The sequence below is a fragment of the Arthrobacter sp. GW460-12-1-14-TSB2 genome (genome assembly GCF_059423525.1).
Map to the genome: position 1 here is coordinate 409,223 of NZ_JBWKYC010000002.1, position 25,636 is coordinate 434,858.

Here is a 25,636-nt window from a genome sequence, read left to right on the forward strand (position 1 = left end):
TAGGAGGGCAGCAATGATGCTGGTTGCAGGAGTTGATTCGTCCACCCAGACCTGCAAGGTCACCGTGAGGGACCTTGCCACCGGAATGCGGGTCCGTGAAGGCAAAGCCTCGCATCCGCCAGAAACCATCGTCCACCCCGATGCCTGGTGGAAAGCACTGCTCACCGCGGTGCGACGCGCCGGCGGACTGGACGACGTTGTCGGCATCTCCGTCAGCGGACAACAGCACACGCCGGTGTTCCTCGACGCGGGCGGCGCCGTCGTCTGCGATTCACCTCTGTGGAATGACACCGCGTCCCACTCTCAGATGGTCGACCTGAACAACGAACTTGGCCGGGATGAATGGATCCGTCGCACCGGCCTGCCGCTGACGCTTTCCGACACCGTCACGAAAGTGCGCTGGCTGCGGGACACAAACCCGGAAGCCGCGGGTCGGACGGCTGCAGTAGCCGTCGTCCATGACTGGCTGACCTGGCGTCTGATGGGTTTCGGCCCGGGAACCGGCGGCGTCGACGAGCTCATCACCGACCGGTCCGAGGCCAGCGGCACTGCGTACTGGTCCGGTGAAACTGGCGAATACTGCATGGATCTTTTTGAGCACGCATTCGGCAAAACCGCCGTCCTGCCTCACGTTCTTGGCCCAATGGACAAGGCAGGAGTGACCGGCGCAGGGATCCCGGGCATCCCTGCAGGCATTCCCATAGGCATCGGCAGCGGCGACAACGCAGCCGCCGCACTTGCCCTCGGACTTGCGGAGGGAGACGCAGTGCTCTCCCTCGGCACGTCAGGCGTTGTTTACGCCAAATCGGCAACACCAGTCCATGACTACGCCGGGTACGTCTGCAGCTACGCCGACGCCACAGGCGCCCACCTGCCCCTGGTCGCCACCCTGAACGCGGCACGCAACTTCGACCTGGGCGCAGCACTGCTGGGCTGCAACTACACGGAACTGTCCAACTTGGCGCTGCAAGCCGCCCCCGGGGCAAACGGACTGACCTTGTTGCCCTACTTCGAAGGTGAGCGAACCCCTGACCTGCCCAATGCCCGCGGTTCGCTCCACGGTGCGTCCCTGACGAATTTCAACCGCCCCAATTTCGCACGCGCAGTCATCGAGGGCACTCTGGCCAGCCAAGTAGCAATGCTCGACACCCTCCGGGATTGCAACGTCAACGCCGGCAGGCTGCTTCTCATCGGCGGCGCCGCGGAGAGTCCCGCCGTGCAAAGAATCCTCAACCAGATGGTGGACATACCCGTCGTTGTGCCCGAATTCGACGAGTACGTAACAAAGGGAGCTGCAATGCAGGCCGCCGTTGCCTTGACGGGCTCATTTCCTTCTTGGCAGGTCTCAGTGGCCGAGCTGCCCGCAGTCGCCCTGGAAGCCCAGATCGTGGAGCAGCACGCCGCCGCCAAGACATTGCTGGGCTACGACGAGACAATGTCAGGTCAACTGACCGGGTGACAATCCGGTCCGTCCGAAAATTGCCTCCGTCTTACCGCCTCAACACACCACAGGAGACAGCATGTCCACGATCACCACAGAGCTCGACGCCGGAACAATTGACCGCAGCCTAGGGCTTGAGCTAGTCCGCGTCACGGAAGCGGCAGCCATCGCCGCGGGCCAATGGGTTGGCATAGGTGACAAGAACGCTGCCGACGGTGCCGCCGTCGATGCGATGCGTTCCCTCCTTTCCACCGTCAGGTTTCACGGCACGGTCGTCATCGGCGAAGGGGAGAAGGACGAAGCCCCTATGCTCTACAACGGAGAGAACGTCGGTGACGGCAGTGGAGCAGCCTGCGACGTGGCCGTGGACCCGATTGACGGCACTAGGTTGGCGGCGCTAGGAATGAACAACGCACTGGCCGTTTTGGCTGTCACTGAACGAGGAGCGATGTTCGACCCTTCCGCGGTCTTCTACATGGAGAAGCTGGTCACCGGCCTGGAGGCTGCTGAGTTCGTAGACCTTCGACTGCCTGTCCGTCAAAACCTGCATCTCATCGCCAAAGCCAAAGGAGTCAGCGTTAACCAGCTCACCGTCGCTGTTCTGGAGCGTGAGCGGCACGCCCGCCTAGTGGAGGACATTAGGGCCGCGGGCGCCAGAACGAAGTTCATTCTCGACGGCGATGTCGCGGCCGCGATCGCGGCCTGCGTACCCGGCACAGGCGTCGACGCCATGATGGGCACTGGAGGCACCCCGGAGGGAATCGTCACCGCATGTGCATTGAAGACATTGGGAGGGGTCATTCAGGGCAGGCTAGCGCCCACGGACGACGAAGAACATGCCAAAGCCGTCGAAGCTGGCCATGACACGTCCAGAATACTGACGACAAGCGATCTTGTCCGCAGCGACAACTGCTATTTCGCTGCCACCGGCATCACCGACGGCGACCTGCTCAGGGGCGTCAGATACCAACAATCGAAAATCACGACGCACTCCATCGTCATGCGTTCCCAGTCGGGGACCATCCGAAGGATCGACGGAGAGCATCACTTGGCTAAATGGTCCCAGTATGGACCGAAATCAATAGTGTAGGCCGCCCGCGCCAGCCACCGGACTGCCAGCTAACTCCTATCGATCCATATCGCACATAGAAGAAGCTTGTCACGAGTCAGCTCGTGGCAGCCAGGGAACGTGGGAAGCTGAAGCCGGGAGTACATGTCTGAGACTTCCTGGTTCTTGATATCCGCTGGGCTCGGGACAGGAACTCATACGATTCCAAGACTCGTGGGATTGCCGCCGCCCGCCCTTACATCGGTGATCCGGCTATGGCACTCACTCACCTCGCGACAATTGGAGCAACCAGCGAAGCGGACATCCGCAACCGATGCCGGTAGCTCGCAGACAACGCTGATCCCATAGACGCAGACCGGCAGTGGCATTGTTGTCGCATCACGCCCCAACTGCGGCACCCTCCCTCGCCGGCCGTGTCGGCGAGACCGAGAGCATCACGCTCGTGCGCCACCTCGCCTACGCGCGCTGGGCACCACAGAGGCAAGAACCCAAGCGCTTGGATGCCTCGAAAAACAACAGTTTTCCAAAACACTGCTGCCTTGCTCAGATGAGTCGGTTGACCGGCCGGACCCACACACCGTTTATCGGACAGTCCCACGAGGGTTAGCCGGCGAGCCTTCTCGAGCTGAGATAGTCGTCATACGTGATGATTGTGAGGTGGAAATACACGATGAAGGCTGCTTGCCTGCCCCAGCCGATGCACCAAAAGATGGTGGGGCTGCGTCTATTGAGCGCTGGGCGAGCGAGCCAGTTTGTACCTACGACCCTGCCACCGGCTTTGCTATAGACCCACAGAGTGTCAATGAGCTGCGTTGGTACGCTTACCTGAGCATTCATGACGACGATGGGGCAGTTTCTTGAAGGTCTTTATAAGTTGGTCGGGCGAGAAGTCAAAGGACTTTGCGCTTGGACTGAAGAGCTGGCTTCCATTCGTGATCCACGATCTTCAGCCCTGGGTGAGCGATGCGGACATCGACTCAGGAACCATGTCTATGGAGTCAATTCACACGCAGCTACTCGATACGCGCTACGGCATCATCTGTACAACGGCCGAAAACCAAGCGAAACCCTGGGTTAATTACGAAGCTGGTGTGCTGTGGAAGTCTCTGGATTCATCCACGAACGTTGTGCCGTTACTCATTGATATCGAGCGTAGTGCAGTCAATAGCCCACTGAAAAACTTTCAGTCGCGGACACTTACCAGCCCAGCAACTCGTAAGTCTGAGGCTCAGAAGCTTGTCACCTCTCTTAATGCAGCACGTGATAGCCCAGTTAACGAGCAAGTTCTTGACGAATCGTTTGAAACGCAATGGCCTAAACTTGAACGCCTAATTGAGCATGTAGCTTCCAACACCTACGCTTATAAGTCCGAGATGTCGCCTGGACAGCGCAAGCTCGAAGACATCCATCAATCGGTATTGACTCTGACGGAAGCCCATAGGTCAGCAGCAAACGCAGCTATAGACGGGATTGATGAAATTCTAGAGCGGAAGGGAAGCCTGGCGTACGGGAGCTTCTCAGAGGAGATGAGTAGCCGGCAGTCCCGCTTCGAGAAAATCATCAATAATAGTCTAATCGCGCGAGGGTCCTATGACCGCGCACATGTGCAGCGCGTAAATCCTTTTCATTATGTCGTCTACAGTGACGTGTCATTACCGGATGAGGTCAAGCAAGAGCTTTTGGAGGTACCGACTTCAACGAAGAACGAGATCGAATTTGAGTTTCGGCTCACGATGCTTGATGAACCTGACGAGGACCCGAAGTATCTCTAATTCGTTCTGGCCTAAGAAGGGACTAAAGATGTCAGCCCCCACAGGTAGGCTTCGGATCAAGTACTGATCCAAGCACGTTAGGTGTCTCAAAGTAAATGCTCGATCTAGAAATCGCTGCAAAGTCCCCGTCAAAGCTGCGGCAGCTGCATCTCCTTGCCGAGATCTATCGGTTGTCTGAAGGTTGGAACCGCCGCCAGATCCCGACAGCTGGCCTCTACAACGAAGGACAGGACTGGGGGATTGATGTCTCCGCACTCCGCAGTGACTTCACCGCACTGATGGCTGCCGGCTGGCTCTACTTTGAGGCGAGTGCTGCCGGCGTGGACGAAATCCTCATAACTCAGGAGGGCATTGATGTTGCCTTGGAGTACCAGGTGAAGCGGAGCAACCCTCGCCAACGAGCTTCGTCACTAAAAACTGGACTCCTCAACTGGCTCTACGATCAGTACCTCGCCGGGGAGGAACCGAAAGACTTTGTGTCCTTCAAGGACGGTCCCGTGGGCAGCTACCTAGGCCTTACTTACACCCATGATGAGATCACACGTACGGCCAAGTGGTTGAAGGACAAGGGCTACATTCAGGCCTGGACTCCAATAAATGGCAAGGTCATGTCACCCAGGATCACGGCCAGCGGCATCCACATCGTCGAACTGACAGAATCGGCCGGATCAGCAGCAACGCCCGAAGGAATGATCGTGAACAACAACTTCAACATCCGTGACTCCCACTCGATGAACTTCGCTCTCAACAGTCCTGGCGCCGTGCAAAGCAACACCCTCACTGCTGCGCAGGTTGATGAGGCTCGTAAGGTTGCCACTGCGTTTCGTCAGATGCTGCCGATCCTTGGTGTTCCCGAAGGCAGCCACGATGAAGCCGTACAAGTAATAGCGGACCTTGAAGAAGAAGCCTCGGCTCCAGAGCCGAAGCAGAGCCGCATCAAGAACCTTCTCTTCAAGTCCTTGGAGCTCATTGCACTTGGGACAGCCGGCGGTGCGGCTGACGCGCTAGGTGCTATGACGCAGTCCGCCATCGACGGCTTGGGCTAATACTCCTCAGCTCGCGGCAAGTTATCCAACGCCTTACCGGTGAACTCGCCAGCCTTCTTACCTGCTTCCCATCCTCCGCTGAGACCAAGTGCGGCGACAATCTTTTCCAGGTCGGGATACTCCGTGTTGATGTTCAAGATGACGCACGTGACTGCCATCATTACTGCGAACCGCACGAACCAGATCACAACCGTTCGGTCGGTCTTAGACAGCGCATATAGGGCGGGAAGCTCTTCGATGGATTCCGCGAGGTCGGGGTGATTCTCGAAAAAGTCATCGGCCAGGTCATCAAGATGCTGCTCAGCTAGTTCGGCTCGGAACCTGATGGCGTCGGCCAGGACGCCGTTGATGTAGGAGGTGTCAATGGATGCAGCCAAGGATTTGGTAAGTGCTGCAACAGGCAACTGGAACTGCTCTTTCAAGCCCAAGCCAGCCACCATGTTGAGCGAAGGATAGAGTCCGCGCATCATCTCGGTGTGGGAGTCGAGGAACATCTTCGCGACGTTATTCACGCCGGAAGCGTCGATGATCATCTTCTGGATGCCGGCCAGCTGGGCCGACGGGTATGCCATTTCTATCGCCGATGCCACGGTCTTCGAGATGTCTGCAAGCAGTGGCGACATCATCTTGTTGTAATCGGGCATGAGGGAGCTCATGTTAAACATCAAGGGCTTCGCCAAGAGAGGCGACGCGTCCATCGTTGCCCACACGCTGGCAAGACCGGTCGACGTGGCCGAGTTGAGGACGGAGTTGGTCTCGCGCAGCGGATCATTTGAAGTCACCCTTCAAGCGTACTGACGGGCGCCGACATCTGTGGGACGACTGCCTTCGCCGGCTGAAGCCCTTGGCGACGTGGAGGCCGCGGCGAATAGGGATCTGGGCAACTCGGCTGCCGAGGCCGTTGGTGCCCTCAATGGCGAATCCGCGTTCGGGCCACTGCGCGGCCCAGCCCAGCAGTTGCGCGGCAGTGCCTGCGTTGACCGCGAAAGTTGCGTTGTCGGAGGGGCTGCGTACCGATGGGACGGCCGAGCCCCCGGATTCAGATGACCCGCGGGCGACGTTACAGCTGCCTGCAGATTCTGAGAGCCAAAAGTGGGGGAAAGTTCGGGTGTAAGCGGCATCCAAAGGCGGTCAGGAAAATGCGCGCGGGGGCAAGTAGCCGCGGGTTTGTCCGTTCATGGCCACGGGACGTCTCAGATAAACGGCGTGGTCGCAGGGTCTACGCTTCCTCGTCGATGGCGACGAAGGCTTCCAAAAACCGGGCGAGCTCAAGAGAGTGACCGCGTCCGAATCCATCTACGAACACTGTGAAGGGATAGGTAGAGTCGCGCTTCATCCCACCTTCTAGCCAGCAGTGGTCTGCTCGCGAGAAGATACGGCAGGTATCCATCTGACACTGGTGTGCCGGGCCGCGATTGATGCAGAAGTCCGGATCGTTGGGGTACACGTGGAAGTTGTGGCCGCGCGAACACGGTCGGACCTCGAACCTCAGCGCTAGCTGGTCATCGGCGAGTTCTGCCGCCACTGCAGTACGGACCTCCTCGGTATCTCCGCTCATGTAGACGTGGCGGGCCGGATTAAGCTCGACGTCCTGGGCGGCGACGATCATTCGGCTCAGGACCTGTGAGTGTCCGTTCGACTCGTAGCCGAGCCAGGCTTCCCGAAAGCGCGCCTGATGCTCATCCGTTGGAGGGCGGTTGCCCCGTCCCTTGTTGCAGGATTCATGCGCCGGGGCGTAATTCAGTAAGTGGTCGGGCCCATCCGCCGAAGCCGGACGCATGTGGTCGAGGTTGATTGTGCCGATTAGGATCGTTGTGGCGCTTGCCGATTTGATCAACTGCTCGATCGAGCTCTCGCTCGTGCCGCGCGACGCCCCAAGGAAGCCACCGCAGATCACGCAGCGTGCATCGAAAATTTCGATGAGCACCAACTTCGCGAGGGCATTGTTGCTCCTCACCTTCGTGGCGTCATGGCCGAAGTTTCGCTCTCTGTGGGTCCGTAGTCTTGCTATGGATGTATCGCTTCGTCTTGCTCTTAGCACTGACTGCAGGCATTTCACGTGAGCTACACTGCCCGCAACATGTACCCGCACGCCGCAGTTAGCCTGGTTTCTACAGGTGACTGCGGGCGGTACTGCTGTATCTGACATGCCACAACTATCTCAGAGGTTGAGATCGGCAGTTGCGCGTCGGACAATCCCATCGGTTTGCTGAATTTGGCACTGGTCGAGGGGCGAGTTGCGTAGCTATCCACGTGACGGACGCACGATCCACTTGTGGCTGACGTGCCGTACGATCAGCTAACCGGCCCGATAGCTCCGCATGGGTGGAACGCCAACACGGTTCCAAGCCCGCATGGTTGGGGCCGCCCAGCACCTCAAAGGGCTGTTCGCGACGAAAGCTGCGTAACGGCGGCGCATCTCCATCAGGGTCCGCAAAGCCGGGGATGGGAACGCTTCCGGGTTCGTCCAAGCGGAAATGGTCGTGTATCGCGGCCCACCGGGCCTGGGAATTCGCCAGGACCATTACCGCCACGGATGTGTTCCGGCAGGACCGAGAACGTTGTGGTCCGTACAGGGCACTGGGTGTTCGAGTCGTTGGGCGGGGTCGTAGTGTTGCCACCATTATGTGCTTCTCTGTTGGGCCGGCCTTCCGACCCTTGCATGGTCCGTAACTTGCAGGCGGAGTCAACCACAACATGGGGCGAGCTAACCCGTCCGTGGTCCCACTACCGCAAGCGCAAAGAAGAACCGTATCAGTCGGTGATCGGATCCTCCTCGAGTACCTCATCATCGAACTCAGCCTTCGTAGGCCCAAAGGCCAGCCTGGTGGCGCCGATGACAGCCGAAGTGGTGGCGAAACTAGAGGTGGCGCCAATCGCAGCACCCAGTGCGTATGGCAGGACTACTTCCAGCACGATAGTGCCTGTCGGACCGGTCTTCGTGATGAAATTTCTGTGCACAAGATTGTTGATTGGCTTCAGGGCCGAACCAGGGATGGCATCCAGCGCCTTTCGTGTCCAGTTTCTGCTGGTCTTTTTCGCGAACCCTGGCATCGCTGAGGTGGCGCTCTTGTCGATGAGAATCGACAGCGCAAGTTTCCTGCGGTGTTCAATGTCTGAAGGAGGGACCTGGTGTACTTCGGCCACCGCGAGAATGTAGAAGAGTGCGGCCGGCAACGAAACTGCGTGTCCGCCGAGGGTCATCGCAGCGTTGACTGCCTTTCCGACGCCCGGGGCAGCTCCGGCGGCGCCAGATGCAGCACCGGCAGCGGTGGAGGTCGCGAGAAGTTGACGGTTGAGCTTATTTATGGCGGCTGCCGGCGTGAGATTAGGCTTCTTGGCGCGCATCTTCCGGACATGCGCAGCTGCCGAAAGTGCCTGGCTGCTCAGGATCGAGTTGATTTTGTTCAGAAGCGCGGGGTCAGGGGCCTGCGTGCCTTCTGACCCGGCGTCATCGGCAGCGCGGTTCGGTTCCTGGTCGTCCATCGGTCTCTCCTCATCTTCGGCACGAATGTTGTGGTGCCGGCTGGCCCCTGCGAGAAGTATTCCCTACGGAATCGACGTCATCCTATTGCGTCACCCATGCGGCGTGCGGGACGTGATGTTCTACAGCGGAAGGCACTTGATCATTTTGGCGATTCTGCCGCGGGAAAAGAGAATTTCCTAGGCGCCACATTTGTCTTAAAATCTGCCCTCAAAGGTGTGTTGACATTGTCAACACATGTGGCTTCGGACTGGAGCGTACATCGACCGGATTGGCTCGGAGTGCCCGTGTTTTCAGGAGTTCCCGGTGTTTTCAAGGGCTGTAATGCAGTTCGAGTCCCACCTCGGGCACAGTGTTTCTGCAGGTCAAGGCCTTTTGGCTTTTTAGTGTTGACAAAGCTTGACTTTTTGGAATTCGTCGTTTCAGTTCGGCGTCCCCTGTAAGAGCAGATCAAATTGCTCTTTCCACGGTCAACCGATTCGTCGGCGGTGCGAGCTGAAAACCAGGGCACGCAACATCCAAGCCTTATAGGCCTGTAGTGCCCCGCCCGTACCTAGACTGCGGGCTATTGCTCGCGGACGATACCACACCGCGGAGTGCTGTTTCTTGACGAGGCGTCAAATCTAGGACATACCACTGCAGTTCGCAAACAGTGTCGGAGTGAAATCGGTTAGGTTCATTGAATGATCGAACCGCTCCACATCTTCCAAATTCCCCGAGACTCGCGGCCCCAAATCGATCCCGAAGAATCGATGGAAGCAGATCTCACGGACTACTACTTCCAAGTCGACCCTGCAGAGTACTTCGAGCGGCGCATGTGGGCAATTATGGCAGCGGCCCATTTGGACGACACTTCGGTCGACCCATGGCGGAAAAGCGATGAGTCCTCGCTGTATAACCAGTTCAGGGTCATCTATGGGAAAGATGCGGACTTCAACACTGCAACGGGTCGAACCCTCGACCAGATGACCCTTGCCTCAGTTGAGTCATATGCGCTGATGACACACGTAATTGAAACGGCTCTACGCTTCTATGTGGCCGCCAAGGAACGACGGGAAGGGCGAAGTCCCGTTCGAGCACTGCTTGATATTAGAAGACCCAAGGACCTTAGAGAGCCGATTGACGAGCTTCTAACGAACGCTGGACTCACTGCAGTTCCAGGACGGATCTTCCCTGCCAACCTGATCAATGCGGCAGGCGGTGACAGGGACCAGACGATGAAGCACGTCTTGTTCATGGTGCAATGGCTGAACTTCTTCGCGGCCTTCTATTCAGACAGCAAATTCGCAGGAGCTCAGGGCAACAACCAACTGAAACATGGAGCGATATTCATCCCACGGACCGACTTCGTGTGCTCCCTGATCACGCTTGAAGCGAACGAGGAAGTTCCTGATGCTCCAACTGCGGAACACCTGGAGCGACAGGTGCCGGTCATCAATGCGCACTCGGTGACGTACGTGACTCGGCAATGGATAGACGAGAAGGACAGTGAGCCTGGCTTCAGCTTGCGCACGGACAACTCCGATCCTGCAACCAATCTCGCGATCGCGCAGGCCGGCATCAGCGTTGTCCGATCCCTCTGGCAGATCTCAAAGGCAGTGGCCAACCCCTTCGATGAGACCGACTATGACTTCGATTGGTCGCCACTTCCAAGCGATGTGATGAAAAGATCCAATCGACCTCCACGGGCCATTCAACGGGTATTGATTGAGCCGCGAGTTCCACGGGCAGAAGCAAAGCAATCCAGGGGGGAGCGAAGTGAATGACGAACAATGGGCAGACCTTGCCCGCCAGCTGATCGACGCCGTTAAGGACGATGCGCCGAGCGTGACTGATTGGATTTCCGCGGTTTCGACGGCGTTGACGTTGCTCATTGCTATCGGGGCTGGCGTAGTTGCGTTCTACCAGTTGAGAGAGGCCGCATCAGCTCGCCGACAGACCAAACAGCTGGAACGTGAGAAGTCCCAGCCGTATGTAGTTGCCTTCTTGGAAGAGAACCCCGTCGGTCCTCATATCCTTGACCTCGTTGTCAAAAACTTCGGGCAGACTGCCGGTCGGGACATCCGGCTGTCCTTTGATCCAATCCTGAACCGAACCGACGGTGAGGGAGAGGATGAGCCGGTCAAGCTGCCTGATGTTATCTCGTTCCTAGCTCCAGGACAGGAGTGGCGGACCTTCTTTGATTCCGGCACCGATCGGGCCAATCGAGATGATCTGCCGACAATGTACAAGGGGACGGTGACCTATCAAGGCATTGATGGCGTCAACCAAAACAGCGATGTCGTCATAGACCTAGATGTCTACAAGTCCCGCATCTACACGGAGATTTTCGGCATCCATCATGCCGCCCGCGCGCTTCGTGACATTCGCGATAACCAAAAAGGCTGGTCTGAGTTCCAAGGCGGAGTCAAAGTCTGGACACGAGATGGGGAAGCGAAGGACGCGAGGCAGACGGAACGCATCCGCCAGCTTCGGGAACAGCGGGCCGCAAGAGCGAGCACGGACAACTCGCAAGAGAGTCAGTAGCCCGTGTTTGATGCAGCCTCTCGGAACTCAATCGGTTTGTTCGCCACCGTTTTTGCCGGAGTTACGGGCGCGGTTCCCTTTGGTTCAGCCTTGTGCGGATGGTGGAGTCGCGCAGGCGGGAGCCGCAGGGAATTGAAGCGGCGCCTGACGAGGATGACTGTCGGCGAGTGACTATGTGCGGTCGCTCTTTGGTGTATCTGTCATGCAGCGCGCTGCCCCTGAAGTCGAGGCAGCAACCGATTACTACTTCATGACCGACCGTGCCTGGATAGTCGCCCGAATCCGTGATGGCGCGGTCATGGCCTGGCCAGTCACAGTCACCGACTTCAAGTTCAAGGTAAAGATCAGCGATCTAACACGCGGGCTTGTGGAAGGTGTGCAGGGGACGGCGCGCTCACTGCGCCAGGATTTTCCTGGCCATTGCCAGCAACGAGTCGCTGGCATAGCCCGAGAGTTATACGAAGGCTTCGGCATCGCCTGAAACGGCCTGGGCCCCCGTACAGGGCCAAGAGTCGCGAGCACGCTCGCTCTTTGTGCCGGCATCCCACATGGACATGTTTTCGCCTGACAGACCTAGGAATGTCAGTGCGTCATGGAAGGATCTGTTGCTATGACGGATCCTCAAGATTCTTTGATCCCAGATGCCATTGGCACGTCAGGCAGCTACGGCCCCTTTGCCTATCTCAGCACGCCCAACGCGCCCCTGTACCGGCGCGTCATGCGTGCGTTGATGGCGGAGAAGGAACGGTTCACGGTTCATGTTCGCCCGGAGCAGGTTTGCCTGGCGCTCAGGGCCGACGGCGGCGAGTCCGTCGAGGAGGAGACGGTCAGCGAGGCCTTGGAGCGCTTGTCCCAGCCCGGTTGGGCGAACCTGCTTGCCTTTCCCGACTCGAGCCGGGTCACGGCGCTGGCGGATTTCTACCGGCGGCGGATGCTGTATCAGATGTCGCGTCAGGGCGAGGCAGCCGAGCGTGCGCTCGCGCAGTATGACGTGGCACTGGGCACTACGGGAGCGCTGCAATCGGTGGCATTGGAGGACATCGTGGTGCTGCTCACCAATCTTCGCGACACCGTCACCGCTCACAGCGGGGGCGAGCCCGTGGACGCGGCGTTGACCCATCAGACTCTACGCAGCCTGCGCGAACGCTTCGCCGAGCTGGCCGAGAACGCGGTGGCATTTATGGGTTCGATCCAGCGCACCATCGACCTCCACAACGCCGACGTAGATGCCTTCCTGGCTTACAAGGAGCAGCTCATCGACTATTTGGAGCGCTTCATCAATGACCTGCTCACTCGCGGGGCGTCCATCGCCGAACTGCTCGGCAGTATCCCTCAAAGCGGAGTTCAATTGCTGGCAGCAACCGCCGCCGAGCGCGAGGCCCTCGACGCCGCGCCGGGGGAGTCCGATTTAGCCTTCACGAGTGCGAGGGAGGTCTGGCTGCGGCAGTGGTCGGGCCTGACCGACTGGTTCGTCAGCACGCCCTCACGGGAGAGCGAGTCCAAGTTGCTGAGGGCACGCGCGAGGGCGGCGATTCCTGCACTGCTTGCCGTGGTGCGTGCGTTGCACGAGAACGCAGGTGGCCGCAGCGATCGTACGCAGGATTTCCTCACCCTGGCGAGATGGTTCGCAGAACTGCCAACAGATGGGGATCGTCACCGGCTGTGGCGTTCGGCCTTCGGACTGGTACCTGTGCGGCACTTGAGTGTCACCGCCGCAACCGAGGACGCCTGGGCCTCGGCAGAGCTTGGGAACACCACACCGTGGGCTGAAGCGCCGCCGTTGGAGATTAGCCCCCAGCTGCGCAGGAGCGGATCGTACGAGCGCCGCGGCAAGTCGGTCCGGGTTATGGACCGGACCGGGGCAAAGGACCTGCTGGCCGAGCGCGCTCGGCTCGAAGTCGAGCAGACGGAAGCAGCGCGGCGCCGGATCCTGACGAATGGGCCACGGCCGCTGTCTGCGTTCGGCGATCTGGACCCGGAGGCCTTCCAACTCTTCCTCGGTCTGCTCGGTGATGCGCTGGCCGCCATGGGGCCGCAGGGAACTACCTCGCAGGTCCACACTTCCGACGGCGAGCTCACCGTCACCCTCACCCGAACCCCGGGAATGGGGACCGCTGTGATCACCACGCCCGGTGGGGAGCTGTCCGGGCCGGATCATCTCGTCGACATCGTTTCGGCTGTTTACGCCCCGGATGCAGGTTCTGCCCCCGAGCTGTCCGCGGAGGCGTACGCGTGAGCTGGGTAGACCTGACCCCGAGCGTCTCGGCGGCGCTGGAGACCCGTGAGGTGGATGGCCGTACTCGGGCACTCCGTGCGCTGTTAATGCGCGGTGCCTTGAGCGCCCAGGCCGACGGCGAGCTGTTCCGCCTGGCTCGGCGCCACGCTGACGGGCTGCGCGACTGGTTCGACCGGGAGACGGGCTGGCGCCTGATGGTCGAACCGGAGATGGTGCGTCTGTTGAAGTCGTACGTCCCGCATGGCCCCTCGGCGAATGCCATCGCCGAGCGACATCCGGCTCGCGCACGGAGGGGCGACCCGCCGTTTACCCGGCGTCGCTACATCCTGCTGTGCCTGGCCCTGGCCGTGCTGGAACGGTCCGACCCGCAGATCTCGCTTGGCCGTCTTGCCGAAGAGATCGTGCTCTCCGCCCGTCAGCCGGGTCTGGAAGGGGTGGAGTTCACCCTTCGCGGTCGAGAAGAGCGCTCCGACTTAGTCGCGGCGATCCGGCTGCTGCTGAACTATGGGGTACTCGTCAGGGTGGCCGGCGACGAGGAGTTGTACGTGTCGGCGGACGGGGATGCCTTGTACGACGTCCATCGGCGGGTGCTGGCCACGATGCTGTCTACCGTCCACGGGCCCGGTCTGGTCGGTTCCGCGCTAGGTCCCGTTCCGGCGATCGACCGAATCGAGGCAGCCCTGCACGAGCCACCGCCGGCGTATACCGAAGAGGAGTCCACCAGAAGGCTGCGGCACGCGATCACGCGGCGTCTGCTGTGTGATCCGGTGGTCTACTACGACGAGCTGCCCGACGATGAGCGCAGCTACCTCATCAGCCAACGGGCGCCGTTGACGCGCCGCCTGGCCGAGGCCACCGGGCTGGTGCCCGAGCTGCGCGCCGAAGGTGTCGCCCTGGTGGACCCGGAGGACCAGCTCACAGACGTGAGGATGCCGGACCAGGGCACCGACGGGCACGCCACCCTGCTGCTGGCCGAGCACTTGGCGGCCACGGGCTCTGCCCAAGTAGCGGCCCTTCGACAACGGGTACGAGAGCTCGCCGAGGTCCATGCAACCTATTGGCGCAAGACGACCCGGGAGCCGGGAGCGGAGAACGCGATCGTGGCCGAGGCACTCGACCGTCTGGCGGGTCTGGGACTGGTACGGGTTACCGGTCAGGGGCCAGGCGCAATCGCAAACCCTCTGCCGGCACTTCGGCGTTTCGCTGTGACTACCCCGACCATCACGGAGAGGAGAGCACGATGAGTAGCCTCCATGGAGCTATCGATCTGGCCCACGCACCCGGGGTGGGGTCAGGCCTCGTCTTACCCCGCCCCGGCAACGAGCGCTGGCAGCCCCTGCGGCTCGGTCTGGTGGACATGTTCTACTACGACGACGAGCAGTTCTGGTTCCACGACGGGCGCCTGCTCCTGCGCGGCAACAACGGGACCGGAAAGTCAAAGGTACTGGCCCTGACGCTACCGTTCCTGCTGGACGGATCGACCGCGCCGCGACGTGTAGAGCCGGACGCCGATCCCAAAAAGCGTATGGAGTGGAACCTGCTACTGGGCGGCGCCCATCGAAACCCGGAGCGAACCGGCTATTCGTGGATCGAGTTCGGGCGCGTGGACGCCGACGGAACGGAGCACTTCACGACGCTGGGTATCGGTCTCAAGGCAGCTGCGGGCCGCGGCATCGTCAAGACATGGTACTTCATCAGTACGCGCCGGATTGGAGACCTGCGCCTGCTGGACCAGAACCGTACTGTGCTGAGCCAGGAACGTCTCCGTGACGAGCTGACGTCCACCGTGTCCGGGCAAGTCCACACCACTCAGGAGGCCTACCGGCGATCGGTAGACGAGACTTTGTTCGGGTTGGGGGAGGAGCGGTACGCAGCCCTCATCGACCTCCTGATCCAGTTGCGTCAGCCGCAGCTGTCCAAGAAGCTTGACGAAAAGGCGCTGTCGGCGGCACTCACCGAGGCGCTCGCGCCGCTTGACCAGGCCGTGGTCGCAGACGTCGCAGAGTCATTCAGGTCCCTGGAGGAGGAGCGCTCTGGTATTGCGGAAGCCAAAGAGACGCTCGCCGCGGCCGAAAGCTTCCTTCGGCACTATCGCTTCTACGCCAAGGTGGCATCCCGGCGGCACACCACGCCGGTGCGGCTGGCCAACTCGGTCTACGAGCACGCCGGACGTGACCTACGCGAAGCCGAGGAGCACTTGGCTGCCGCTGTGGACCAGGTGCAGCAGCTAGCCGTGCAGCAGAAAGACAGCGAGGAATCGCAGAGTTCCCTGCAGGGGCAGGAGCAGGCGCTGCGGGCAAGCCCGGAGATGCGCGATGCCGACCGCCTGGACCAGGCCTCGCGCGCCGCAAAAGAGATGGAGTCCCGGGCCGCGGGCGTCGGCAGCGAAGCAGAGCAGGCGTCCATCAAGGCCCGGAGAGAGAGTCAGACCGAGACCGTTGCAGCTCGTCGCCACGAGGAAGCGGATACCGAAGCCAAGCGGCAGGATGCGGCAGCAGTTGAGCTGGCCCTTGCGGCAGGGCTGGATTCGGAGCACGCCGTGATCGCGGCCGATCCGGATGCTGCCCGCCGGGCTGTGGCTCGGCGGCGTGGGCAAGTAACGCACGTTCGTCGCCTGCTGGAGGCGGCAGCGCAGGCCGAGACGACTGCCGCTCAACAGCGGAAGTTGCTCGATGCGTCCGAAACCGACTTGGCATCGCGTGCCGAAGACCTGCGGGCCGCTCACGAGAGGGTTGAGACAGCCGTTCACGCCTATAGCAACGGCGTCCAGGGTTACGTCGACGGTCTTACCACCACCGTCCTGGATATGGATGCGGAGGAGCTCGCCGGTCTCGCTGAGGGCTGGGCGAAGAGTATGTTGGGCGAATCACCCCTCCGTTCCGTGGTGGAGGCCGCCACCACCCAAGCGCTGGATCGGGTCGGGCGGGAGCGGGTCACGGCCGAGCACGAGGAGGCACGGCTTGCCGACGAGCTGGCCAAGGTTCGCACACAGATTTCTGCTCTGGAGGAAGGACGTGATCCAGAGCCGCCGTCAGCTCCAGGACGGGATCATCGAACCCGGGAGGCCCGCCAGGGCGCGCCGCTGTGGCGGCTGACAGAGTTCGCCGACTCTGTTTCTGATACCGATCGGGCGGGCATAGAGGCAGCCCTGCAGTCGGCTGGGCTGCTCGATGCCTGGGTTTTCCCAGACGGCACTGTGCAGGTCGATGGCGATGTGGTGCTCGGCCCGAACGGCCCTGCAGTGGGTCCATCGCTGTCAGCAGTGCTGTTACCCGCCGCCGGCCCCGACGACGCTGTCGGTACCGACGCAGTTATGGCCGTCCTCGACCGAATTGGGTGGGGCGTTACATCAGGTGCCGCCATGTGGGTGGACGAGGCTGGGCGCTGGGGATCCGGCCCCGCTCGTGGCTCTTGGTCCAAAGAGCGGGCCGAGTTCGTAGGCGCCGGTGCCCGGGAGGCCAACCGGCGCGACCTACTCACGAGCATGCGTGCCTCCGCCGAGGAGCTGGAGTGTGAGCGCGCTGCTGCAGAGGAGCGGGTCGCCGATGCCGTCCGGAAAGCCGAAGACGTCCGGGCCGAACGTGCGGCCTATCCCATACAGCTTGAACGCGCGCTCGGCTCGGCGCACAATCGTGTCGCGACTGCGCAAGAGGAAGCGGAACGGGCACGGCAGAAGCGGACACAAGCATTCGAGGTCTGGGAGAGTGCAGCCGAGGAAGCGGATCAGGCCAAGGATGACCTCGCCGAGCAGGCCGCGCAACTCGGGGTCAGCACCTCAGTCGGCGGGATCGATGCGGCTTTAGCGGATATCTCGGCTTATGCGGAGGCGCTAGCGGAGGTTCGGAGCGCAGCCCATACCTTGGCCAGCGCAGCGGCTGCCCGGGAGCAAGCCATCGAGCGTGCCGCTGAGGCCAATGAATTTCGAGAACGGAAGGAGTCCGAATATCGCGGCCTGAAGGCCCAGGCTATCAGCCTGCGATCCAAGTACGAGGCGCTGAAGGCTACCGTCGGAGCGTCAGTTGCCGAGCTTCAGGCGAAGCTGGGCGAGATCACAGCTGCCCTCGGGAAGGTGGGCGAAAAGCTCCAGCAGATCGCGAAGGAACAGCTTACGGCCGCAGCGGAGCATGGACGATTGGAGGGGATGGTTCTTGAGCTCAAACGGCGCCGCGAGGAGGCCGCGACTTCGCGAGAGGAGAAGATTGGCAGCCTAAGGACCTTCACCGCGACAGGGTTGCTGCGGGTCGCGCTGCCCGAGCTCCTCGTACCGGCGCCCGATACGCCCGACGAGTGGAATATTACCGCTGCGCTGAGCCTCTCCCGCAATGTTGAGCAGCAGCTGCACGAGGTTGATGAGTCCGACGACGACTGGGCTCGTGTCCAGCAACGGGCTTCGAGCGCGATTACTGAACTGGCCGCGCAAATGACTCGGCACGGGCACACCGCCTTCGTCGAGCAACACGGCGAGGTGCTGGTGGCACGGGTGCGCTACCTGCACGACGAGGTCGACGTCGATAAACTGGCGGACATGCTTGCGGCAGACGTGGGGAACCGTGAGCGCCTGCTCAGCGCCCGTGAACGGGAGATACTCGAAAACCATCTGGTCAACGAAGTTGCCGGACATCTGCACGAGCTGCTTCTGACGGCAGAGGAGCAGATCGAGCGGATGAACCGCGAGCTGGCTGAGCGCAAGACCTCGACAGGCATGCAGTTGCGTGTCCGGTGGCGCGAGCGTGCCGATGGTCCGGTTGGGCTGGCGGCAACTAAGGGCCTCATGATCCGGTCCGACGCCACGTGGACGCCCGAGGACCGCGTTGTGATCGGCGATTTTCTGCAAACGCAGATCGCGGAGGTCCGTGAGGCCAACCCGACCGGTGGTTGGCAGGAGCACCTGGAGCAGGCCCTCGATTACCGGCAGTGGCATACTTTCGTGGTCGAGCGGCGGCAGAACGGACAGTGGCGGGCGGCATCCGGTCCGGCATCAGGCGGTGAAAAGGCGCTGACGGTCTCTGTGCCGCTGTTTGCCGCCGCGTCGGCCCATTACAACTCGGCCAGCCCACAGGCGCCGCGCCTCATCCTGCTCGATGAGGCATTTGCTGGTGTGGATGATGATTCCCGAGCTAAATCGCTGGGGCTGCTGGCCACCTTCGACCTTGACGTGGTGATGACCAGCGAGCGTGAATGGGCCTGCTATCCGCAGGTGCCCGGCCTCTCGATCGCTCAACTGTCCCGCGTTGAGGGGGTCGACGCCGTGGGGGTCACCCGATGGCGGTGGGACGGTCGACGACGGCACCGGGCCGGGGAAGTGGATGGAATGGCCCATGCAGGGGGCCCCTCCCCGATTCCGTCTGATGATCCGGCATTGTTCGGATGACCGCAGAACAGCCGGCCGTGCCGATGACCGTGGGAACCGGTGATCGTGCCGCGTTGGACCGGCTTTTGGGGGTCGCCGAGATGGGTTGGCTCGTCGCTAGGGTGCGGGGGCGGATCATCGACTGCGGGGGAGAACCGCTCCGGGGCGTCGTCCACTTGAAGGAGGCCACGGTCGAACAACGTTCCGCTGCGATGAGGCTCGTCGGACGGCCGAAGCGAGCCGGGACGGCACTGCGGGTGGACCTCGCCGATGTTGAACAGATCCTGCGGCGTGGACCATGGCCCGATGGCCTGGCCGACGCCGTCGAGACACTGACCGGGCCGGTCGTCGACGGCAGGGCTGAGCGGGAAGGCGAAGCAGCCGCGTGGGACATAGCTCGGGATGTCCTAGCTCCGGCGGCTGCCAAATTCCCTGGGCTCCCAGCCTGGTGGGACGCCTGGTGCTCGGCCGGTGGACTCAAACGCGCTGCTAGGGCCGAAGCGGGCCGGACCGGTGCGACACCGTCGGCTGCGGTGGGTGCCGTCCTGGTGAGCATGTTAGCCGCCGTGCTTGAGTTGCTGCCGGCGCACGAGGAGCCGCTGGCCATCCTCGCTCGAAAAGCGGTGGGTGACGCTCATGCCCTGGACGCCTCGAGACCGCTCGGCCGGCTGTGCGTTTCCGTGATTCGGGCGGCGTTCCTGCCCGACGAGGCGGTCTCGGACGGAGAGTCGTCTCCCCGCGATATATGGGCTGCGGCCGGAGTTGTGCTGTCGAACCTGGCCTCAACCGTCCTGTGCCTGGGCGTCCCAGGAGCGAGTCTCGCTGATTCGGCGATTATTAGTGAACCATCGCGGACCGCGACGGCGATCTCCCTGGAGGCCATGCGCGTAGCCCGCATGCCCGTGCTCCTGACGCTTGACCAAGTGCGCTCCGGCGGAGTACAAGCGCTCCCGCAAGGTAGTGTCATTCACGTCTGCGAGAACCCGACGGTCGTCGAAGTCGTGGCGAACAGCTGGGCGCGAACTAAGGCCGAGGCCGGAACGCCCGGTGCGGAAGGACCAGTCCTTGTGTGCACGTCCGGCCAGCCGAGCACGGCAGTGGTCGAGCTCCTGAGAACACTCGCCGGAGATGGGGCAGAAACTCGGTACCACGGTGACTTCGACTGGGCAGGTCTACGGATCGCCCGCTCGCTCAGCGCGCACGTGAAATGGATGCCGTGGCGCTACACGGACGCCGACTACCGTGCCGCTTTGCACGACGGCAAGCCTTCGCTTCGTTTGGCGGGGAAGCCAGCGGAATCCCCGTGGGATCCGAAACTGGCTCTTGCCATGGCCGAATCTGGTCTTGCGCTGGAGGAGGAAGCGGTGGCTGACTTGCTGGCTAAGGACGTATTGGCAGCGAACTCCTGCGCGGGGCCTTGATCGTGAAGGGGAAGGCCTGCTCTGACGCTCTCGCCCCGATGCCAACAAATTGTGCAGGAAATGGTCAATAAAGAAGGTGTTGACACTGTCAACACCTTCGGCTTCGGATTGCGTCGTAGATGGCTCGGACCAGGCTGGTTTGCTGATGTTCTAATGAGTTCCCAGTGTTATCAAGGGCTGGAATGCAGTTCGAGTCCCACCTCGGGCACGCATAACCCCTCGTCAGAGGGGTTTTTGCTTTAATGTGTGGACATTCACCCTCCGCGGGTCCCTCTGACACGTCCGCGGTCTGTGCCTAGCGCCGCGGTCGCCTGTGAAGTTATGTGGGTGGCGGGATCAGAGCCCTGGCTGATGGGCCCTCCGCCTGCTGGAATCTAGGGTATGTTCCGTCCTTTCAAGCTGTTTCCGGTGGCCAGTTGTTGGCCGTCACTCATTCATGGCCCAGAGTTGTGGTGACGACATGACCAAGACGAATCTTCGTCGAGGATCGTCCTCGGATAGCTGCTTTCGGCGACCGGGCAATGTCCGCTCATCGCGTGTTTGTCCGGCCAAAGGGGGTGTGCACATTGTGCACACCTTTGTGCACGCGTGGCTTTTCGGCCCGCATATTGATCTCTTCCTCATGGTTCCGGCTCACCCGTTCATGAAGTTCTCTGTTTCAGACGACATGACTTTGCGGCTTAGATCGTTGGTGTCGTTGGACGTTCCGGGTTCAGCGGGCACCTCTTTGGGGTATCTACGGCTGGCGTACGATCCGTCGACAGAGTCCAGGTGTGTGGGATCCGGACTCTTCTTCCGACGACGGTTCTGGTTTGGTTGATCCGTAAGACCGGTCCATAGTTGGTCGCGGCTAGGGTCAATGCCGTTCGCGCTAAGAAAGGCGTCCCGCTCAGACTTGCGGTAGATGGGGCGGCTGCCGCGCCTCTCAGAGGCGGGCTGGTCGCCGAAGGTCGTTCCGGTGACACGGCGAGGAGCATGCTGGCGGCACTGGCGTTGTGGACGAGGCTGCTGGGTCGCTGCCGGGACCGGATGTGTCTGTCAGATTTGGGCGTCGTTCTGATACATGGAGTCACCGCTGGGTTTGAGGGTCCGGAGGGCAACTTGGGGGACAGGGAGCGGTTCAACGTTTCGTGAGGAAATAAGCGACGGGGGAGCGCCGATCGAAACTTTGGATCGTGAGCGGCGCATGGCGCCCTGGTTGCGTGCAGGAACCGCCCAGCGATGATGGGGATCAGAATGACAACTGTGACATCAAGCCGAACGGCTCCGTCGAACCCTTGACCTGGCACCTATGGGAGACGCCCATATCCTGCCAGGTGTCGCGGTGCCACTAGGTACGAGTCAGGTGTCAGGCAGCGGTCTAAGAGTTTGCCTACCCCTCGTCAGAAAAGAAGAATTTAATTCTATTCGGACGACCCCTGGCCACCTGGCTGACGTCAGCTTGGGGTGTACTACAAACAGGCGTATGAGGTCTAGCTAAAGATCCTTTATCACGCTGATCGCGTGGTCTCGTTCGTGGATGACTCCGTAGGGCAGTGCCGGAGTGACTTCAACATGCGACAGATGCGCCGTTATCGGCCCTCTGCGTGACGGAGGTCCAACTGATAGCCATCACCGGCCGCCGGAATGTCTCCGATTGAGCACTAGACATTCTGGGGGTATATATCCGCTGGGACAAGACTGCTCCACGGGGCCAGCGGTCGAACCCATGGAAATCGGATGATTGGCGATGAACTGTCGACCCTCTTCCTCATGTCAGAAGTTTGCTGCATCATTCCCCGAACTGTGCGGGCAATCGAGCTGACCGAGGCGTTTTTCCAATGTGCACCGAAGGCGAACTACAGCCGCCGGACGCAGAAGCGCCTGCCCCATATTCCGGAGAGCTGCTGCGGTTCAAACGACGGGGAAACGCCGAAGCCCCCGGGCAGGCACCGCGCTTGTTACGCGGTGATCGTGTGAGTTCTGAGGATCTCAAGCTCTTAGTCCGAGAAGAATGCACCACTCAGTCGAGTGACCGCTTTATCCTCCACTCCCTCATCTTTGAGGAGCGAACAGGTCGTCATGATGACCAGCATTGAAATGTCCCGATGCCCGGCTAGGTCTTGATCGACAACATCGGGTAAACCCTGCCCGAGTACCTCGTTATCGATGGCAGGGGCATACTCTCCCGCAAGAGGACCTGTGGGATGCGCAAGATAGGAATCCTCCCGCCACATCGCGAACACTGGGCCGTTCTTGACTTCAGTTGCGTGTGCTGCTGCCGTGAACTTGCGCGCCTGGTTCTTGACGTCGCCGGTGGCGCGTGCGAGAACGAAGGCGTCCATCTCGGTCGGGTCGAACCCTACATCCCAGCCCATGTCCCGTAAGTGATTAAGGGTGCCACGCTTGGCCTCACGAGCAACTTCGAGAATTTCATCCACCGCGGCGGGACGAACTTCCTTCGGGAGGTCAAGCATCCACTGGAGCCGGATGGCTAACTCTGCGAAAAGTCTCCTGTTCGGCGCAGAAGCCGAAGACGTGCCGCTGATGGCAAGTTGCCCAACGACTTGGCTCTGCGCAAATGCTGCTCGGCACCAACCAACGATGAATTGGGTCACTCGTGTGAGTGGTACGTCGGCGAGGTCGACCGCGAGAACAGCCCTTGCCGATCGAACAATCCATTCGGCATTCACTAGGACCGTAGGTTGTTCTGATCGGGCCTGCCGCTCCCCTTCGCTCGTTTACCGCTCACGATATAAAGCTACAGTCCGGGCTGCGGTACCGCGGACCGACTCTCGCAAAGACCGACCCGAGCGTGACCTAACGGCAGGAGTTCGCCGATGCATCACGCTGGCGGCTGGTCCGTCGTCCGAGGTGCCGATGATCTCCACGTCGACAGTCCAATAACGATCTACTGCCTCGGTGAGGTGCTCGATCAGATGCACTGAAAGGAAGTCCTTACCCGGTCGTGGGAAATTGCGTGGTCTGACAACTTTCTGCCGTCTTCGGCGGGCGCTAGGCCGTTTTTCCAGTGGAGTGGTCGAACAGCGATTCCTGCCATACGACTCGTGGTGATTGGACAACCATGTCCTCGACTTTCCGGTTCAGAGGAAAGCCGCCGTCGTGACTGAAGAAGTAGTCACAGTTGAGCCGTGCCGCTGCGGCAAGGTGAAGGGCGTCTGCCGCGTGGAGTTTCTTTCCGGGGTTGAAGCGAAGATGGCCGAAATCCTTGATGAGTTGGAGAGCATCACGAGCCAAGAAACGGTCGAGTTCGGTCCAGGCCGTCGATTCTGCTTGAAACCAGCCCTGAAGCATCTTGTGGATGCGCTCGGAATTCTTCCGGGCTTCCCCGTTGCAGGAGACCTCGGCCTCAAGAAGAGGCGATGCGGCCAGGCGTATCTGTCCGGCTTCAGCCGCGTTGAACACTGAAAGGGCGCTCTTCCACCGTGGCTCTCCAGTGTGTCTGTCCTCATCCTCATTCCGTGTGATGAGGTCCAGGTAGACACAGGCGTCCACATAGATCAGAGGGACCGGTACTTTGTTGCTGTTCTTAGGCACCACGGACTCCCCGCATGTAATCGTCCACTGTCATCCCGTCCAGCCAATCCGGAGCGATGCCCAACATGTCGTGGGCTGAGGGCATATTGGAGTCGTCTTCCGGCAACCGCTCAATTTCAGATATTTCAATGCGGATCGCCTGTCCTTGAGCGTTGCGTGTCACATCGCCGCCCACAAGAACTCTGTGGTTCCAATGCTCACGGAGAGATTCCGCAAGAGCCGGAGGGGCGTGGCCGGACACGGCACGTTCAGTTTGCCGGTCAAAGAGCCGGACACGAAGGAAGTTTCGACGCGGGGTTGATCCCACGGTGTCGAGAACACCAGAGAGGGCTCCGCGTGCCGTTTCTTTGCCTTTGACAGCTGATGCAGCATTGTCCCGTACTGCGTCGGAGAGTACTGCGACCGAACCGACCCGGCCGTTGTACGCCGCGATCGAGACTTGGTGATATTCGTCCCCGCCTGTTGCTATGCGCTTGATGCGTTCCACAGTTTCGGGACTGTAAAGCTTCGGGATCTCGGCGCGTTCACCGAGGCTGGAAACTCCTTCTACCAACGCATCGATCGGCCGGCGCATGTCCGACAGATCGCGGGTGCGGGACGAGCTCCGTGGCTCAAGGCGGATGATTGCATCATTTGCCTGATGCTGCAGCGACTCGATGATCCACGTCGGCCGCGACCCGCGATGCAGGTACAGGCGGTCAATCTCGCCGAGGGCAAGCACGACATCTTCGAGAGTCTTGGTGAACCTGTGGACGGCGGCCTTTTCCCGGCCCTCCGTGAGGCGTAGTTCAAGACCTGTCGTTGCCATGAAACCAAGGTAGCGGATTGAACGGGAAGTTCGGTGAAGGGCTTGCCGCGAAGCCACTGACCAGGGACCGGATGAAGGTTAGATATTTGTACCCCTGGCTGTCCTGGGTGCGGCCTGCGAGTGGAAAAGCACGCACGGCAGATCATCATGGACATCGCCACGAGGGACCTGAAGGAATGTAGACAGACAATGATGCTTGCTGCCGACGCCGGGACGTGGACTCAGCTGGCCGACTACGCTCGGGCCATGGGGGTGCAGGCGGTCCCTGGTACTGGTTCTTCGGCGTTCCATTTCCCGGGCCTTGAGTGGTCCAACCCTCTTCCGTACGTGGTCCAAATTGCTCCCGTCTCCGGGGCACAAGGAAGCTGTGGTCCTCAAACAAAAAGGGGACCGGTCCAAGGACCACCCGCCAGAGTTTCACGGGCAGAACTTTGTCGACGGCTCAGCAGAGGGCTGCGGCGAGCCGTGAGTTCACAGGGGGACGAATAGCCGCTTTGCTAGTGGAAGCCAACGGAGATCATTTGGTGACAGGCTTGATGTCATCACGTCTGCCCTCATCGCGACCGAAATGATTGGACGTGTTGGCGAAGTCATTGGCCACAGACATTATGTGTGAGCCGCCCATCTCGCGGTTGATCTCGTCCTGAGAGATGTCATCATCCTCGTCCCGGGCGATCCAGTCCGCCAAGTTCAGTGACAGGATAAAGAATGTCATTGCATCTGCACCGAAATCGCTGTGGTTATTAGGCTGTGATGCCGTGTTTTGAGGATTCGATGTGCGCCCTATGTACGTAGCCCCACATTTCGGGCCCACGGCGTTCGTCCAGTGTCATTTCTGCGCGCACGACAGCCAACACGACGAAACCTCCTCCTCGACCGCATTATGGTGGCATAATCTTGTCGCTGGTCGGGTCCCACAGATGGCCAAGTCTTCGGTTTGATTTCA

General features: G+C 60.8%; 18 protein-coding genes. 11 read left to right on the top strand and 7 right to left on the bottom strand.

The window, feature by feature from the left end:
• The first annotated feature begins 13 nt into the window (after nt 1-13).
• The 4 genes from AC07YR_RS05245 to AC07YR_RS05260 all read left to right on the top strand — a co-directional run bounded on the left by AC07YR_RS05245 (nt 14) and on the right by AC07YR_RS05260 (nt 5,328).
• The gene (locus AC07YR_RS05245) at nt 14-1,459 is read left to right on the top strand and encodes an FGGY family carbohydrate kinase (protein ID WP_494733307.1); all 1,446 of its coding nucleotides are present in this window, start codon (nt 14-16) and stop codon (nt 1,457-1,459) included.
• A gap of 61 nt (nt 1,460-1,520) precedes the next feature.
• Entirely contained in the window at nt 1,521-2,531 is a 1,011-nt protein-coding gene (gene glpX / locus AC07YR_RS05250) for a class II fructose-bisphosphatase (protein ID WP_494733308.1), read from the top strand.
• A gap of 836 nt (nt 2,532-3,367) precedes the next feature.
• Nucleotides 3,368-4,282, top strand: a complete 915-nt coding sequence (locus AC07YR_RS05255; protein ID WP_494733309.1) for a toll/interleukin-1 receptor domain-containing protein — start codon at nt 3,368-3,370, stop codon at nt 4,280-4,282.
• A gap of 95 nt (nt 4,283-4,377) precedes the next feature.
• A complete protein-coding gene (locus AC07YR_RS05260) occupies nt 4,378-5,328 on the top strand; it encodes a hypothetical protein (RefSeq protein ID WP_494733310.1) in 951 nt (316 codons plus the stop codon).
• Here AC07YR_RS05260 and AC07YR_RS05265 read toward each other — a convergent pair.
• The 3 genes from AC07YR_RS05265 to AC07YR_RS05275 all read right to left on the bottom strand — a co-directional run bounded on the left by AC07YR_RS05265 (nt 5,325) and on the right by AC07YR_RS05275 (nt 8,814).
• Entirely contained in the window at nt 5,325-6,110 is a 786-nt protein-coding gene (locus AC07YR_RS05265; protein ID WP_494733311.1) for a hypothetical protein, read from the bottom strand. The two genes, AC07YR_RS05260 and AC07YR_RS05265, sit on opposite strands and share 4 nt — an antisense overlap.
• 437 nt (nt 6,111-6,547) lie before the next feature.
• Nucleotides 6,548-7,255, bottom strand: a complete 708-nt coding sequence (locus tag AC07YR_RS05270; RefSeq protein ID WP_494733312.1) for a hypothetical protein — start codon at nt 7,253-7,255, stop codon at nt 6,548-6,550.
• A gap of 827 nt (nt 7,256-8,082) precedes the next feature.
• Nucleotides 8,083-8,814, bottom strand: coding sequence for a hypothetical protein (locus AC07YR_RS05275; RefSeq protein ID WP_494733313.1), 732 nt, complete (start codon nt 8,812-8,814; stop codon nt 8,083-8,085).
• A 681-nt stretch (nt 8,815-9,495) separates the two neighbouring features.
• Here AC07YR_RS05275 and AC07YR_RS05280 point away from each other — a divergent pair.
• The 7 genes from AC07YR_RS05280 to AC07YR_RS05310 all read left to right on the top strand — a co-directional run bounded on the left by AC07YR_RS05280 (nt 9,496) and on the right by AC07YR_RS05310 (nt 20,345).
• A complete protein-coding gene (locus tag AC07YR_RS05280) occupies nt 9,496-10,578 on the top strand; it encodes a hypothetical protein (protein WP_494733314.1) in 1,083 nt (360 codons plus the stop codon).
• Nucleotides 10,571-11,338, top strand: coding sequence for a DUF8453 domain-containing protein (locus AC07YR_RS05285; protein ID WP_494733315.1), 768 nt, complete (start codon nt 10,571-10,573; stop codon nt 11,336-11,338). Before AC07YR_RS05280 ends, AC07YR_RS05285 begins: the two co-directional genes overlap by 8 nt.
• A gap of 175 nt (nt 11,339-11,513) precedes the next feature.
• Entirely contained in the window at nt 11,514-11,819 is a 306-nt protein-coding gene (locus tag AC07YR_RS05290; protein WP_494733316.1) for a hypothetical protein, read from the top strand.
• A gap of 129 nt (nt 11,820-11,948) precedes the next feature.
• A complete protein-coding gene (locus AC07YR_RS05295; RefSeq protein WP_494733317.1) occupies nt 11,949-13,574 on the top strand; it encodes a TIGR02677 family protein in 1,626 nt (541 codons plus the stop codon).
• Complete coding sequence (locus tag AC07YR_RS05300; protein WP_494733318.1) at nt 13,571-14,818, top strand: TIGR02678 family protein; 1,248 nt, start codon at nt 13,571-13,573, stop codon at nt 14,816-14,818. Before AC07YR_RS05295 ends, AC07YR_RS05300 begins: the two co-directional genes overlap by 4 nt.
• A complete protein-coding gene (locus AC07YR_RS05305) occupies nt 14,815-18,945 on the top strand; it encodes a TIGR02680 family protein (protein ID WP_494733319.1) in 4,131 nt (1,376 codons plus the stop codon). The genes AC07YR_RS05300 and AC07YR_RS05305 overlap by 4 nt, the downstream gene beginning before the upstream one ends.
• Complete coding sequence (locus AC07YR_RS05310; protein WP_494733320.1) at nt 18,942-20,345, top strand: TIGR02679 family protein; 1,404 nt, start codon at nt 18,942-18,944, stop codon at nt 20,343-20,345. Before AC07YR_RS05305 ends, AC07YR_RS05310 begins: the two co-directional genes overlap by 4 nt.
• 1,979 nt (nt 20,346-22,324) lie before the next feature.
• Here the strand turns inward: AC07YR_RS05310 and AC07YR_RS05315 are convergent.
• From AC07YR_RS05315 to AC07YR_RS05330, 4 genes are all read right to left on the bottom strand, one after another.
• Entirely contained in the window at nt 22,325-23,017 is a 693-nt protein-coding gene (locus AC07YR_RS05315) for a hypothetical protein (RefSeq protein WP_494733321.1), read from the bottom strand.
• Nucleotides 23,018-23,339: 322 nt separating this feature from the next.
• Nucleotides 23,340-23,885 (bottom strand): PIN domain-containing protein, encoded by a 546-nt coding sequence (locus AC07YR_RS05320; RefSeq protein ID WP_494733322.1) that lies wholly within the window; start codon nt 23,883-23,885, stop codon nt 23,340-23,342.
• Complete coding sequence (locus AC07YR_RS05325) at nt 23,875-24,690, bottom strand: hypothetical protein (RefSeq protein ID WP_494733323.1); 816 nt, start codon at nt 24,688-24,690, stop codon at nt 23,875-23,877. The genes AC07YR_RS05320 and AC07YR_RS05325 overlap by 11 nt, the downstream gene beginning before the upstream one ends.
• A 517-nt stretch (nt 24,691-25,207) precedes the next feature.
• Nucleotides 25,208-25,405: a hypothetical protein gene (locus AC07YR_RS05330; RefSeq protein ID WP_494733324.1), complete on the bottom strand. Its 198-nt coding sequence runs from the start codon at nt 25,403-25,405 to the stop codon at nt 25,208-25,210.
• Between the last annotated feature and the right edge of the window lie 231 nt (nt 25,406-25,636).

Excerpts from the sequence above, each read along its gene's own strand:
- AC07YR_RS05330 (WP_494733324.1), bottom strand. The coding sequence starts at position 25,405 with ATGACATTCTTTATCCTGTCACTGAACTTGGCGGACTGGATCGCCCGG.
- AC07YR_RS05260 (WP_494733310.1), top strand. The coding sequence starts at position 4,378 with ATGCTCGATCTAGAAATCGCTGCAAAGTCCCCGTCAAAGCTGCGGCAG.
- glpX (WP_494733308.1), top strand. The coding sequence starts at position 1,521 with ATGTCCACGATCACCACAGAGCTCGACGCCGGAACAATTGACCGCAGC.
- AC07YR_RS05275 (WP_494733313.1), bottom strand. The coding sequence starts at position 8,814 with ATGGACGACCAGGAACCGAACCGCGCTGCCGATGACGCCGGGTCAGAA.
- AC07YR_RS05280 (WP_494733314.1), top strand. The coding sequence starts at position 9,496 with ATGATCGAACCGCTCCACATCTTCCAAATTCCCCGAGACTCGCGGCCC.
- AC07YR_RS05295 (WP_494733317.1), top strand. The coding sequence starts at position 11,949 with ATGACGGATCCTCAAGATTCTTTGATCCCAGATGCCATTGGCACGTCA.
- AC07YR_RS05245 (WP_494733307.1), top strand. The coding sequence starts at position 14 with ATGATGCTGGTTGCAGGAGTTGATTCGTCCACCCAGACCTGCAAGGTC.
- AC07YR_RS05325 (WP_494733323.1), bottom strand. The coding sequence starts at position 24,690 with ATGGCAACGACAGGTCTTGAACTACGCCTCACGGAGGGCCGGGAAAAG.
- AC07YR_RS05305 (WP_494733319.1), top strand. The coding sequence starts at position 14,815 with ATGAGTAGCCTCCATGGAGCTATCGATCTGGCCCACGCACCCGGGGTG.
- AC07YR_RS05310 (WP_494733320.1), top strand. The coding sequence starts at position 18,942 with ATGACCGCAGAACAGCCGGCCGTGCCGATGACCGTGGGAACCGGTGAT.